Origin of the sequence: Burkholderia sp. Bp8984 (genome assembly GCF_003853755.1) — a bacterium.
In the GTDB taxonomy this organism is placed as follows: Bacteria; Pseudomonadota; Gammaproteobacteria; order Burkholderiales; family Burkholderiaceae; genus Burkholderia.
Genome location: NZ_QTQN01000018.1, coordinates 38,547 through 52,097, shown reverse-complemented (window position 1 = coordinate 52,097; position 13,551 = coordinate 38,547). Strand labels below are relative to the sequence as shown.

Sequence of the window (13,551 nt, the reverse complement as noted above, 5' to 3'; positions counted from 1 at the left end):
GGGCGCAGATGCCGTTCGAGGATAGGCGAAGCGATCGGCGCGCCGGATAAATTGTTCTGAAATCGTCTGGGGGCGTGCGCCGCGCCGGATTACGCGCGCCGGCGGCGCCGGCCACCCGCGCCGGACGCGAGCTGCTTCAGCGTCGCGGGCGTGCCGTGGAGAAACGCATCGACCAGCCGTTCGATTTCAGTGTCGAGATCGTCGGGCACCGGCAGGCCGTAGACCCACTTGCGGACGCCGAAATAGAAGATGCTCGCGTGCAAGCTCCAGACCAGTTCGATTTCCGCGTTGCGCTGGGCTTCCGTCGCCGGCGTCGCAATGTCGTACTCGTGCCGCAACTCGCGCAGCACCGGCAGGAACACGCGTTCGCGCAACCGCGACAGGTAGCGAGTATTGAAACCCTCGCGGCTGAGCCCCGCGAAGATGAAGGTGCGGATCCATTCGCGCCGCAGGATGGTTTGCGCGTACGCGCGATAGAACGTGACGAGCCGTTCCTGCAGCGGGACCGTGCGGTCCGCGATCAGTTTTTCCCAGTCGGAGTTCCACGTGTAGATCTCGTCGTACACGCGATCGATCAGCGCTTCCTTGCTCGGGAAGTACCGGTACAAGAGCGGCTGGGTGACGCCGATTTGCCGCGCGAGTTCGCGCGTGCTGCCGGAAAAGCCGTGCGTCGCGAAGTGCTCGATCGCCTTCTCGACGATTTGCCGCTCGCGCGCTTCCGGCGCGAGCCGGCGGCCCGGCGTGACGGCGTTGCCGTCGGCGTCCGTCCCGCGCTCGCGGGCCGGCGTGCTGCGTTTTCTTTCGGTCATGCATCGGCTCCTGATGGCGCGCTTAAGCTATCGCTCGAAAAATAACACGATCGGACCGTGCGGGCCGATCGCTGCGCCGAGGTCGCTGCGATGCGAGAGCGTTTTCCTAAGCGTACCGCGTCGCGTCGACCCCGCAGTCCGGCCGGGCGCCCGGGCGGCATATTCAGGAAAATTCAGGGCCGCCGCCATGACATTAAGACGTTCCTTAACTAGTCTTGCTTCCGAACCGCCGTTGGGACCGGACGCCAGTCGGCGCCCCCGGGCCGTTCGGCGTAACCGGAGCGGAACATGCGTTATCTGAACTCGCCGGACGCAGGCAGCACGTGCGCCGGCGCAACCGTCGCCATCCAGGAAGCCGGTCCATGCCGACGCAGCCGGTAACCGCGGCCGCGGCGCCCGATCACGTGCGCGGCGAGGACGTGTTTCTCGCGTCTATCGCCGGCTACGTCGACACGCTCGGCTTCGTCGCGCTGTTCGGCCTGTTCACCGCGCACGTCACCGGCAACTTCATCCTGATCGGCTCGGGGCTGGCCGGCGTCGGGCAAGGGCTCGTGATCAAGTGGCTCGCATTCCCGGCCTTCATCGCCGGCATCGTCGGCGCGCGCGTGCTCGACCACCGGATGCGTTCGCTCGGCCACGGCCCGCGCGCGCGTTCGCTGTATGCACTGCAGGCCGTGCTGCTGGCCGGGTTCATGCTGGCCGGCGTGATGGCGTCGCCGATCGCGGACGCCGACGCGCCGCGCACGATCCTGTGCGGCCTGCTCGGCGCCGCGGCGATGGGCGTCCAGAACGCGCACGGCCGGCTGACGGCGCGCTCGGTCGTCGCCAACACGGTGATGACGGGCAACGTCACGCAGGCGGTGATCGATGCATTCGACTGGCTCGTGCCGCTTGCCGCGCCGGCCGAACGCGAAGCCGCGCGCGTGCGGCTGCGGCGCACGCTGCCGCCGGTCGCGGGCTTCGCGCTCGGGGCCGGCGCGGGGGCCGCGGCCTACGTGTCCGCCGCGTTCTGGGCGCTGGCGTTGCCGCTCGCGGCCTTGTGCTTCCTCGCCTACCGATCCGGCCGGCCCGACGACGGGCCGGCGTCACGCTGAATCCGCGCGCGGCGTATGGCCGCGCTTGTCATTTTCAAGGAGATTTCGATGATTGCACTGAAGTTGCGACAGGTACTGCGGATGATGGCCGCATCGACGGCCGTGTTCGGCGCATTGCTGGCGAGCGCGCCGGCCCACGCGGACGAGACGCGCCTGCTCGATACCTCGTCAGGGAAGGTGCCGGCCGTCGCGGTCGGCCCGCAATACGACACGACGCACGTGTGCGTCGCGCCGGAAGACTTCGACCGCTTCACCGACAGCTTCGTCGCGACGTTCGGCGGCAAGAAGTCGCAGCAGGGCGTGTTCCAGGTCACGCCGACGCCGAGCCAGACGATGTCGCAGCTCGTGCTGACGCCGTTCGGCACGATTTCAGTGTTCGGCTTCAAGACGCCGATCCCGTATCCGTTCTGCGAGGAGCGCACCGGCTACCTCGTCACCGACATGGACGTCGCGATGAAATCGGCGCGCGCGCACGGCGCGGACGTGGTCGTCGACACGTTCCCCGATCCGATCGGCCGCGACGCGATCATCCGCTGGCCGGGCGGCGTGAACATGCAGCTGTACTGGCACACCCAGGCGCCGCACTACGACCCGCTGCAGACGGTGCCGGAAAACCGCGTGTACGTGTCGCCGGAAAGCGCGAGCAAGCTGGTGCACGACTTCGTCGCGTTCTCGCGCGGCAAGGTCGTGTCCGACGTGCGCAAGGCGCCGGGCATCGAGATCGGCCGGCCGAACGACACGTATCGCCGCATCCGCATCGAGTCGGGCTTCGGCAAGATGACCGTGCTGGCGACCGACGGCCGTCTGCCTTATCCGTTCGGGCGCGAAATGACGGGCTACGAAGTGCCGGATCTCGCCGCCACGCTGGAGAAGGCCAAGGCCGCCGGCGTGACCGTGCTGGTGCCGCCCTTCACGTCGGACGGGCGCGATGCGGCGCTCGTGCAGTTCCCGGGCGGCTACGTCGCCGAGATCCACGCGCGGTCGAAGTAATGGCGCATCGGGCGATGAGGTGGGCGTGGCGGGGCGTGCTGCCGGCCGCCGTGCTGGCGGGCGGCGTCGCGACATACGCCGGGACGGCGGCCGCCGCCGAGGACACCGTGGCGCCGGCGCCGACCTCGGCCTCGGCCGCCGGCACGACGTGCACCGCGAAGCGGCCCGCGGTGCTGTTCAACCGCTGGCAGGAAGACTGGTCGGTGCTCGCGAATCCGTGCGTGCCGCGCAAGCCGCTCGACGGGCTGAAGTACATCCCGCTCGGCGGCGACCCGTCGACCTACCTGTCGCTCGGCGCGAACCTGCGCGAGCGTTTCGAGCTGAACAACGCGCCGCTGTTCGGGCTCGGCACCGCGCACGACGACAACTACGTGATCCAGCGCGCGACGGTGCACGCGGACCTGCGCTATGCCGGGCATTTCCAGGCGTTCGTGCAGTTCGTCGATGCGCGGCCGTTCGGCAAAGACACGGTCGGTACGGTGGACAAGGATCAGCTCGACATCGAGCAGGCGTTCGTCGCGTATGTCGATCAGCTGGGCGGCGGCACGTTCAAGGCGCGTGTCGGCCGGCAGGAAATGGCGTACGACCTGCAGCGGTTCGTGTCGGTGCGGGACGGCCCGAACGTGCGTCAGGCATTCGACGCGCTGTGGGCGGATTACGAAATCGGCAACTGGCGGCTGATCGGCTACGTGACGCGTCCGGTGCAATATCGCAATGACGCGGTGTTCGACGACGTGTCGAATCGGCACCTGCGCTTCGACGGCGTGCGGATCGAGCACAACGCCGTGGGCCCAGGCGAACTGTCGGCCTACTGGTCACGCTATACGCGCGACAACGCGCGCTATCTCGCCGGCGCCGGCACCGAGCGGCGCGACGTGTTCGACATGCGCTACGCGGGCAAGTCTTCCGGGTTCGACTGGGACGCCGAAGCGATGCTGCAGACCGGCCACATCGGCCAGGACACGATCGGCGCATGGGCCTTTGGCGCGCTCGGCGGCTACACGTTCGCGAAAGCGCCGGGCACGCCGCGCATCGGCATCCAGGTCGACGGCGCGTCGGGCGACAAGCATCCCGGCGACGGGCGCATGGGCACCTTCAATCCGCTGTTCCCGAACGGCTATTACTTCACGCTCGCCGGCTACACCGGCTACAGCAACCTGATTCACGTGAAGCCGTCGCTGACGTTCAAGCCGGCCAGCAACGTGACGGTGCTGACCGCGGTCGGTTTCCAGTGGCGCCAGACGACCGCCGATGCGATCTACGGGCAGGGGATGCAGGCGGTGCCCGGCACGGCCGGCAAGGGCGGCGCGCGCACGGGCATGTATGCGCAGGCGCGCGTCGACTGGCTGGTCAATGCGAACGTGGCGCTGGCGGTCGAGGCCGTGCATTTCCAGGTCGCCGATTCGATTCGCGCGCTCGGCGCGCGCAATGCCGACTACGTCGGCATGGAGGCGAAGTTCGGCTGGTAACGCGGCAAGCCGCGCCGCGTCGCGTGGCTCACGGCTGCGCGCGTGCGAGCGCCTCGACGAAATCGATGAACGCGGTGACGCGCTTCGAGCCGCGCTGATTCGGCAGGTACAGCGCGGTCACGACCGAGCGCGCCGCATCGGGCGTGACGTCGTACGCTTCGAACAGCCTGCGCAGGCGGCCCGACTGGACATCGGCATCGACGAGCCAGTCGGGCAGCAGCGCGATACCGGCGCCGTCGAGCACGGCCTCGCGCAACACTTCACTGTGATTCGATTTCAGGCGCCCGGCAACCAGCACCCGCGTCGTGCCGTGCGCATCGGCGAACGACCACGCCTGCTGGTCGCCGCCGAAGTGAAAGCGCACGCACGCGTGATCGACCAGTTCGCCCGGCGTTGCCGGCGTGCCGTGCGCGTCGAGATAGTCGTGGCTCGCGACGACGTAGCGCTGGAACGTCGCGAGCTGCCGTGCGACGACCTCCGCGGAAGGCGCCGCTTCGCCGAGCCGGATCGCGACGTCGATCCGGCCGGCGACGAGATCGACGCGTTCGTCGGTGAGCTGCAGGTCGAGATCGAGTTTCGGATGGCGCGCGAGGAAGGCCGCGACATGCGGCGCGATGCGTCGCACGCCGTACGCGACCGGCACCGACACGCGTAGTGGCCCGGACGGCTCGTCGCCGCGATCGGAGACAAGCGCGTCCGCTTCCGCGAGCTCCTCGAGCAGCCGCTTCGCGCGCGCGTAGTACATGGAGCCGGCATCGGACAGCGTTACCTGGCGCGTGGTGCGGTTCAGCAGCGCGGTGCCGAGCGATGCCTCGAGCGCATCCACCGCGCGCACGACCGACGAGGCCGCGAGGTCGAGACGGCGTCCCGCGCTCGAGAAGCCGCCGGCTTCCGCCACTTCCACGAACGCGCGCAGCGCGGAGAATTTGTCCATGTCGTCGCCTTTGTGCATGCCGCAACGATCCGTTGCGCGCCGTTCGCATTCTAGCGCCGGCCGGCAAGCGCTATCGTTGAAACTGCAATCAACAGGAGAGCGCAATGAATTCCGTCGAAGTCACGGTCACCTACGACCTCATCTGCCCGTGGTGCTGGATCGCCGAGCGCAGGCTCGCGGAGGCGATCGACGCAGCGGGACTGACCGGTGACGTGAAGGTCAGGTTCGTGCCGTTCGAACTGAACCCGGCGATGCCGGCCGCAGGCATCGATCGCAAGGCATACCGCAGCGCGAAATTCGGCAGCTGGGCGCGCTCGCAGGCACTCGACGCGCAGGTGGCCGAGGCCGGCCGTGCGGCGGGCCTGGTGTTCGATCACGCGCGGATCGCGCGTACGCCGAACACCCGGCTCGCGCACCGGCTCGTCTGGTTCGCGCAGCAGCGCGGCAGTGCGGCCGCGCTCGTCGATGCATTGTTCGCCGCGTACTTCCGCGACGGCCGCGACATCGGCGATGCGGACATGCTCGTGGAGATCGCGGCCGGCGCCGGCTTGCCGGGCGACGCGGTGCGGGCGTTCCTCGCGTCCGGCGAGGGGCTCGACGCGGTGATCGCGCTCGAGGCCGACGCGGTGCGCGCAGGCATCGCATCGGTGCCGTCGACGCGCATCGGATCCACCGTCATCAGCGGCGCGCAACCGGCCGCCGTGTTTCGCGGCGCGTTGCTGGCCGCGCAGCGCGCGCATGACGCGGCAGCCTGAAGCGGTGCCTTGAAGCGGTGCCCACGCTGAAGCCCGACCGGCGCCGTTGCGGCCCGGCTTCAGAACGTTTCACGTTCGCCTCAGGACAAGGGCGCGAGCGGCCGGTAGGCTCGATGTCGCGCGTACAGGCCCGGCCGACCGTCGGGCCGGCAAGTGTCGTGCGACGTCGATACGCAACCGGGGGATCGGACATGAACTCACTGAAGCGGCGCATGCGCGCGCCGCACGCGGCGCGACGTGCTCCGGCGCGTGGCCGGCCGGCGCTATCTGGTCGGCGCCGCGCACATCGCGTTTCCCGGGCTCGGGCACTTGCGCAGGGACGGGGAGCGGTACGACTGGGTGCCGGTCAACTACGACGCGACGCCGCTGCGCTGACCGGATGACGTGCGCGACGGTGTCAGCGCGTCATGCCGCGCCGCCATGCGCCGGGCGGATGGCCGACGATGCGCGCGAAGATGCGGTTCAGGTGGCTCTGGTCGGCGAAACCGCAGACGGCCGCGATTTCCGCGAGCGTCATGTCGGTCGTCTCGATCAGCTGGCGGGCCCGGATCACGCGCTGCTCGAGCAGCCACTGATGCGGCGTGCGCCCCGTCGTGCGGGAGAACGCGCGGATGAAATAGCCGCGCGACAGATCGCATTCGCTCGCGACTTCCTCGATCGATACGCCGAGGTTCGCCTTTTCCATCAGCAGTTCCTTGGCGAGCGCCGTCTTGGCCGGCGACAGCAGGCCCTTGTGCCGCAGGTCGCGCGCACGCGCGTTGCCGTAGCGGCTGGCGAGATGCGCGCCGATCGCGACTCCCATCTGCTCGACGAACAGCGTGTTCAGCGCGCCCGGCACGTCGAGGCTGTCGGCGACCGCGTGCGCGAGATGGCCGAGCACCGGGTCCTGCACGTCGGGCGCGCAGGTCAGGCCGCCGATCGCCGTGCCGTCGTGTTCGCGGCCGAGGCGGTCGAGATAGCTGTGCGACAGCTCGATCAGCACGAAATCGAACTTGCCGTACAGGTCGGCGCGGAAATTCCGGGAAAAGTCGCGAATGTAGATCGAGTCGTGCTGGAACCGCCGCTCGGATTTGCCGGCGCCGCCATAGATCGTGCGCCGGTGGCCGTCGTTCAGCGACACGCCGATCAGGAAGCCGCGATCGCTGGCGGCCATCTCGATGCGCTCGAAGTGTTCGTCGCGCATGCATTTGCGGTGGAGCGTCAGGCCGCCGACCGACCGGTCGATATCCTTGGACAACAGGCTCGACACGCATCCGAGCGTATCTTTCGGCACCGCCGCGGGCACTGCGGCGAAAGGATCTGACATGACGGAACGTCCTTCAATGGGGTACGGCATACGAGCAGTTTTACGTGCAAGTTTATACGGCACACACATCCGGCTCAGCATAACTTGAATAAATGTCCGCTTGCTGACGAAAAAATCGCCGTCCGGCCGGGCGCCGGCGCCGACGCTCGACCTGCTGGCGGAAGCGACAGGTCGAACGATATCGCCCCATTTATATCCGCGCGGCCCGCGTATCCGCCGCGGGCCGAGGCGGCGGGCGCCAGTGCATTTTCGTTCAAGATTTTTATCGATATGGCGTTTAGACTCGGGCCACTTTTTGAGACTTTGCGCCCGCCTGCCGTGCAGGCCGGTGCGGACTCCCGCCCCGGTGAACCGCGTGTTCACATGGCGGTCATCGTGGGGAACCTGGAGGCGGCCATGATCCAGATCGGGAATTTGTCGGTGGATTTCGAGCAGCGCGACATACGCGACCACGGTGCGTCGTTGCGTATCGGCGCGCGTGCGCTCGACATACTGGAAGTATTGCATCGCGCGAACGGCTCCCTCGTATCGAAGGACGACATCATGGACGCGGTGTGGCCGGGCCTGATCGTCGAGGAGAACCGGCTGCAGGTGCACGTCGCGACGTTGCGCAAGGCGCTGGGCCCGAACCGCGACCTGATCAAGACGGTGCCGGGCCGCGGCTACCTGCTGATCGCGCATCCGCCGGTCGCGCACGCGGTGGCGCCGCGCGCATCCGAGGTTGCGCCCGAGGTTGGACCCGAGGCGGCCGCGGCACCCCATCCGGCGCCGCTCGTCGGGCGTCAGACCGAGATCGGGCAGATCGTCGACATGCTCGAGCGGGCATCGGTCGTCACGCTGGTGGGCGCGGGCGGCATCGGCAAGACGAGCCTGGCCGAGCGCGTCGCGCATGAACTGCGCGGCCGCGCCGGCGAGCGCGTGCTGTTCGTGGAACTGGCGCGCGCGGCGACGCGCGACGACGTGCTGCGCGCGATCGGCGCGGAACTCGGGCTCGACGCGGATGGCGTGCCGGCCGTCGAACGGATCGGCGAGGCCTTCGCCGCGTCGCGCGGCCTGCTCGTGCTCGACAACGCGGAGCACGTCGTCGACCTGGCGGCCGACCTCGTCGAAACGCTGACGTCGCACGCCGCGCCGCTGCGCGTGCTCGTGACGAGCCGCGAGCCGCTGCATATCTCGGTCGAGGCCGTGTTTCGCGTGAGTCCGCTGGCGGTGCCGGACGCCGATGCGGGCGTCGACGAGATCGCGCGCCATTCGGCCGTCGAGCTGTTCCTCGCGCGGATTCGCGCGGCCACGCCCGATTGCGCGGTCGATGCGGCCGGCATGCGGCTGATCGGCGACATCTGCCGGCGCCTCGACGGGCTGCCGCTCGCGATCGAGCTGGCCGCCGCGCGGGTCGCGACGCTCGGGCTCGAGGTCGTCGCGGCGCGTCTCGACGATCGGCTGAACCTGCTGACGGGCGGGCTGCGCTCGGCGTTGCCGCGCCACCAGACGCTGCGCGCCACGTTCGACTGGAGCTACGTGCTGCTGGATGCGGCCGCGCGGTCGCTGTTTCGCCGGATGGCCTGCTTCGTCGGCCCGTTTACGTTCGATGCCGCGCGTGATGTCGCGATGGACCCGGGCATGCCGTCCGCCGAAATGATCGCGCTGCTCGGCGAGCTGGTCGCGAAGTCGCTGGTGACCGTCGAGTTCAACGGCGCGCAGGCGCGCTACCGGCTGACCGAATCGACCCGCGCGTACGCGCTCGAAAAACTGCACAACGAAGGCGAGTTCGACACGGTCGCCGCACGTCATGCGCGCTACGAACGCGAGCAGGCGGATGCCGCGATGGCGGCCCAGGCCCAGGCCGCGCATGCGGCCAGCCTGGGTGCCGGCGCGGGCATCGCGCCGCTGCGCGAACTCGCGGTGGCCGGGCCGCCGGCCGCGGAAATCGACGCGCTGGCGCATGCGTTGCTCGAGCCGGCGCGCATGCGCGAAAGTTCGATCCCGGCGAGGCGCGCGCTCGACACGCTCGATGCCGGCGCCCACGGCGCCGTCGACGCGGCACGCGAGATGCGCCTGCGCGCGGCCTATGCGGCGGCGCTGCTGCATACCGACGGCGATACGCACACGGCCGCCGCGACGTGGGACAGGACGCTCGGTCTCGCCGGCCGGATCGGCGACGAGGCGTTCGACGCGCGCGCGCTGGTCGGGCTGTGGAACACGATGCTGACGCGCTCCGACATTCATGAATCGCTGCGCTACGCGACGCGCTTCGAGCGGGCCGCGGAGCGGCGCGGCGACCGGCCGCAGCGGCTGCTGGCGGACGCGATGGTCGCGACCTCGCTGCATTACTTCGGCGAGCATGCGCAGGCGCGCGAGCGGCTGGAGGCGGCGACGGCCGAGCTGGCCGTCGCCGGCGAGCCGCCCTGCGCGCAGGCGGCGCTGGGCATCGACGTCGCGACGCTCGGCCGGACGATGCTGACGCGGCTCGTCTGGCTGCAGGGCGATGCGGAATATGCGATGCGGCTGGCTGCGCAGGCGGTCGAATCCGCGCGCCGCAGCGGCTCGGCGCCGGCATTGTGCGTCGTGCTCGGCGCCGCGGCCGTGCCGATGGCGTTGTCCTACGGCGATCATGACGCGATTTCCGAGTATCTGGAGACGCTGCGCTCGACCGCCGATGCGCACGGCTTCGACATCTGGCGCAGCCATGCCGAATGTCTCGCCGGGCAGTTCGACATGCAGGCCGGCCATCCCGGCGCCGGGCTCGCGCGGCTCGAGCCCGCGCTGCGGCGCATCGAAGCGAGCGGCTTCCGGCGCCTGCTCGCGCCGCTGGTCGTCGCCTACGCGGAAGGGTTGACGCGCACGGGCCGCGCGGCCGACGCGTGCACGAAGCTCGACGCGACGCTCGCGCGCTGCCGCGCGCACGGCGAGCATCTGTTCGTGCCGGAACTGCTGCGCGCGAGGGGGCTGGCGACGCTCGAACAGGCCCGCACCGCCGACCCGGATCTCGCGATCGCGTGCGAAGCCGACGGGCACCGTCATCTGCTGATGGCGATTCATGCGGCGAACGGCCAGGGTGCCGCGATGTGGGCGCTGCGCGCGACGCTGGACCTGGCCGATCACCTGATCGAGCGCGGGCGCACCGCGCAGGCGTCGTCGCTGGTGGCCGACCTGTCGGGGCATGTCGACCCGCAATCGCGGGCGTTCGACGTGCGCCGCCTGGCGCGCCTGCAGAACTTCGTTCGCCCGGAGACGGCTGCGCCGACGGGCCTGACGCGCAGGCGACGCGAGGCGGCGGATGCGATGCAGTCGGCGGCGTAACGGCGTGCCGGGCCCGCGCCGGGCGCCGTCGCGTCCGCGCGCCGCGGCGCGGCGGCCTGATCGTGCAATGTTCAAGGGGGAATGGATGGTCGGTGTATCGTCAAACCGGGTGCATGCCGCGTGCGGCCGCATGCCGGCGTTCGGCGCGAGCAGGGGAGGCTGACGGTGCTCGACACGACGGCATTCGCCGAAGCGGCGGACCTCATCGTCTACAACGGCAAGATCGCGACGCAGGATGCGCGGCAGTCGTTCGTGACCGCGCTCGCGGTGAAGGACGGCCGGATCCTCGCGAGCGGCAGCGGCCGCGACGTGCTGCGCCATGCGCGCGACGGCACGCCGCGCATCGACCTGAACGGCCGCACCGTGATCCCGGGGCTGAACGATTCGCACCTGCACATGATCCGCGGCGGCCTGAACTTCAACCTCGAGCTGCGCTGGGACGGCGTGCCGACGCTGGCCGACGCGCTCGGCATGCTGCGTCGCCAGGTGCTGCGCACGCCCGCGCCGCACTGGGTGCGCGTGGTCGGCGGCTGGACCGAATTCCAGTTCGCGGAAAAGCGCGGGCCGACGGTGGCCGAGCTCAACGCGATCGCGCCCGACACGCCGGTCTTCATCCTGCACCTGGGCGACAGCGCGCTGCTGAACGCGGCCGCGCTGCGCGCGATCGGCTACGGCCGCGACACGTCCGATCCGCCCGGCGGCGAGATCCAGCGCGATCGCCTCGGCCGGCCGACCGGCATGCTGATCGCGCGCCCCGACATGGGCATCCTGCATGCGGTGCTCGAGCGCGCGCCGAAGCTCGGCCATGACGACCAGATCAATTCGACGCGGCATTTCATGCGCGAACTGAACCGTTTCGGCGTGACGAGCACGATCGACGCGGGTGGCGATTTCCAGGCCTATCCGGACGACTACGCGGCGGTCATGGCGCTCGCGAAGCGCGGCGAACTGACGGTGCGCATCGCGTACAGCCTGTTCGTGCAGCAGGCGGGGCGCGAGCTCGACGACTACGCGCGGTGGGTGACGCTGGCCAAGCCCGGCGACGGCGACGCGTTCCTGCGGATGAACGGCGCCGGCGAACTGCTGGTGTATTCCGCGGCCGATTTCGGCAATTTTCTCGAACCACGCCCCGACCTGCCCGACGCGCTCGAGGCGGAACTGGCCGCCGTGGTCCGGCTGCTGGTGCGGCACCGCTGGCCGTTCCGGCTGCACGCGACCTACGACGAATCGATCGGCCGCTTCCTGAACGTGCTGGAAGCCGTGAACCGCGAGCTGCCGTTCGACGGGCTGCGCTGGTTCTTCGATCATTGCGAGACGATCTCGGATGCGAACATCGCGCGCATCGCCGCGCTCGGCGGCGGCGTGACGGTCCAGCACCGGATGGCGTTCCAGGGCGAGTACTTCATCGCGCGCTACGGCGCGGAAGCGGCCGCGCGCACGCCGCCGATCCGCGCGATGCTGGCGGCCGGGCTGCCGGTCGGCGCGGGTACCGATGCGACGCGCATCGCGAGCTACAACCCGTTCCTGTCGCTGTACTGGATGGTGTCCGGGCGCACCGTCGGCGGCACGGCGCTTTATCCCGAATGGAACCGGCTCGGCCGGATGGAAGCGCTGCGCCGCTATACGGTCGGCAGCGCGTGGTTTTCGAACGAAGACGATCGCAAGGGCGCGCTGGTGCCCGGCCAGTACGCGGATTTCGCCGTGCTGACGGACGACTACTTCACGATCGACGAGGCGCAGATCAAGACGCTCTCCTCGGTGCTGACCGTCGTCGGCGGCAAGGTCGTGCATGCGGACGACGAGTTCGCGCCGCTGGCGCCGCCGCCGTTGCCGGTCAGCCCCGCGTGGTCGCCGGTGGTCGAATTCGGCGGTTTCGGCCGGCGTCGTCCCGCGGCGGCGTCGCTGCGCGCGGCGGGCGGCGGCAGCGCGGATGCCGCCCGCGCGGACGCCGGTGCCGTGCGCGGCCCCGCGGTGCGTTTCGCGCGGCGCCTGCAGGTGGCTGCGCGGGAAGTCGTCGAGCAGTGCGAAGCATTCGGTTATCCCGGCGTCGCCTCGTAGGCGGCAGGTCGGCGGGCCGGTGCTTGCGGCCCGATGAACAGACAATTTTCCGCCCCGGCGCGGGGCAGAAGGAGACGAGATGAGTGGAGCGCCGACGTGCGCACCCGCCGATGACGAAGTCGCCGGCGTTCGCATTCCGCGGACGCCGATGGCGATCGAAGCGGCCGAAGCGGCGTGTGCATCGTTGCCGCCGGTGCTGACCGGTCACGCATGCCGGGTGTTCGTCCTGGCGTCGCTTGCCGCGCGCCGTGCCGGCGAGACGCTCGATGCCGATGCGCTGTACGTGGCCGCGATGTACGCGAACATGGGACTGAGCCCCGCCTATTGCCGCTCGAGCGCGCGCTACGAGGTCGACAGCGCCGATGCCGCGCACGCGTTCCTGCTGCGGCATCACACGTCGCAGCGCCAGTGCGACGACGTGTGGCGCGCGATCGCGCTGCATACGACGCCCGGTGTGGCCGCGCGCGTCTCGCCGCTGGCGTGCGCGCTGGCCGAGGCTGTGGCGGCGGACCTGATGGCGAGCGGCTTCGACGCGTATTCGGTGGACGAGCGTCGGGCGCTGCTCGCCGCGTATCCGCGCGAAGACGGGTTCGGCGACGCGTTCCTCGATGCGGTCGCACGTGGCGTCGCGCACCGGCCGGCGTCGACGTTCGGCACGTGGAGCGCCGATGTGCTCGAGCGTGCCGACCCGGATTTTCAGCGGCCGAATTTCTGCGGGCGCGTGCTGGGTGCGCGCTGGAAGGACGTTTGACGGCTTCGTTCCGGAGCCGGCGGCGCGAGCTTGCCGCGGCGGCAGCTTGGCCGCTGTTGCGGTGCCTGGGCGTTCAGGTGCTCAG

The 13,551-nt window shown here is 70.0% G+C and carries 10 protein-coding genes and 1 pseudogene; 8 read left to right on the top strand and 3 right to left on the bottom strand.

The features are described from left to right. Nucleotides 1–89: 89 nt before the first annotated feature. Nucleotides 90–809, bottom strand: a complete 720-nt coding sequence (locus DID98_RS19220) for a TetR/AcrR family transcriptional regulator (protein ID WP_044847096.1) — start codon at nucleotides 807–809, stop codon at nucleotides 90–92. A 362-nt stretch (nucleotides 810–1,171) separates the two neighbouring features. Between DID98_RS19220 and DID98_RS19215 the strand changes: the two genes are divergently transcribed. The 3 genes from DID98_RS19215 to DID98_RS19205 are packed head-to-tail and all read left to right on the top strand — an operon-like array spanning nucleotide 1,172 to nucleotide 4,362. Continuing rightward, a complete protein-coding gene (locus DID98_RS19215; RefSeq protein ID WP_044847097.1) occupies nucleotides 1,172–1,903 on the top strand; it encodes a YoaK family protein in 732 nt (243 codons plus the stop codon). Nucleotides 1,904–1,951: 48 nt separating this feature from the next. Further along, the gene (locus DID98_RS19210) at nucleotides 1,952–2,893 is read left to right on the top strand and encodes a glyoxalase (protein WP_124488033.1); all 942 of its coding nucleotides are present in this window, start codon (nucleotides 1,952–1,954) and stop codon (nucleotides 2,891–2,893) included. Between the two features lie 14 nt (nucleotides 2,894–2,907). Beyond that, nucleotides 2,908–4,362 carry an alginate export family protein gene (locus DID98_RS19205; RefSeq protein WP_260428094.1) on the top strand — a complete coding sequence of 485 codons (1,455 nt, stop codon included), beginning with the start codon at nucleotides 2,908–2,910 and terminating at the stop codon, nucleotides 4,360–4,362. A gap of 28 nt (nucleotides 4,363–4,390) precedes the next feature. Here the strand turns inward: DID98_RS19205 and DID98_RS19200 are convergent, their stop codons facing one another. Then, nucleotides 4,391–5,296 (bottom strand): LysR family transcriptional regulator, encoded by a 906-nt coding sequence (locus DID98_RS19200; protein WP_044847188.1) that lies wholly within the window; start codon nucleotides 5,294–5,296, stop codon nucleotides 4,391–4,393. 104 nt (nucleotides 5,297–5,400) lie between these two features. Here DID98_RS19200 and DID98_RS19195 point away from each other — a divergent pair, with 104 nt between their 5' ends. Both DID98_RS19195 and DID98_RS19190 read left to right on the top strand, forming a co-directional pair. Next, nucleotides 5,401–6,051 (top strand): DsbA family oxidoreductase, encoded by a 651-nt coding sequence (locus DID98_RS19195; protein ID WP_124571218.1) that lies wholly within the window; start codon nucleotides 5,401–5,403, stop codon nucleotides 6,049–6,051. Nucleotides 6,052–6,267: 216 nt separating this feature from the next. Then, nucleotides 6,268–6,426, top strand: a pseudogene (locus tag DID98_RS19190) (MBL fold metallo-hydrolase); the annotation flags it as partial. Nucleotides 6,427–6,448: 22 nt separating this feature from the next. Here DID98_RS19190 and DID98_RS19185 read toward each other — a convergent pair. Further along, a complete protein-coding gene (locus tag DID98_RS19185; protein ID WP_124571217.1) occupies nucleotides 6,449–7,357 on the bottom strand; it encodes an AraC family transcriptional regulator in 909 nt (302 codons plus the stop codon). Between the two features lie 396 nt (nucleotides 7,358–7,753). Here DID98_RS19185 and DID98_RS19180 point away from each other — a divergent pair, with 396 nt between their 5' ends. The 3 genes from DID98_RS19180 (at nucleotide 7,754) to DID98_RS19170 (ending at nucleotide 13,466) form a co-directional block, all read left to right on the top strand. Next, nucleotides 7,754–10,657 carry a winged helix-turn-helix domain-containing protein gene (locus DID98_RS19180; protein ID WP_124571258.1) on the top strand — a complete coding sequence of 968 codons (2,904 nt, stop codon included), beginning with the start codon at nucleotides 7,754–7,756 and terminating at the stop codon, nucleotides 10,655–10,657. An 81-nt stretch (nucleotides 10,658–10,738) separates the two neighbouring features. Beyond that, entirely contained in the window at nucleotides 10,739–12,715 is a 1,977-nt protein-coding gene (locus DID98_RS19175) for an amidohydrolase (RefSeq protein WP_124571216.1), read from the top strand. Between the two features lie 79 nt (nucleotides 12,716–12,794). Next, nucleotides 12,795–13,466 carry a phosphohydrolase gene (locus tag DID98_RS19170; RefSeq protein ID WP_124521123.1) on the top strand — a complete coding sequence of 224 codons (672 nt, stop codon included), beginning with the start codon at nucleotides 12,795–12,797 and terminating at the stop codon, nucleotides 13,464–13,466. Nucleotides 13,467–13,551: the final 85 nt, after the last annotated feature.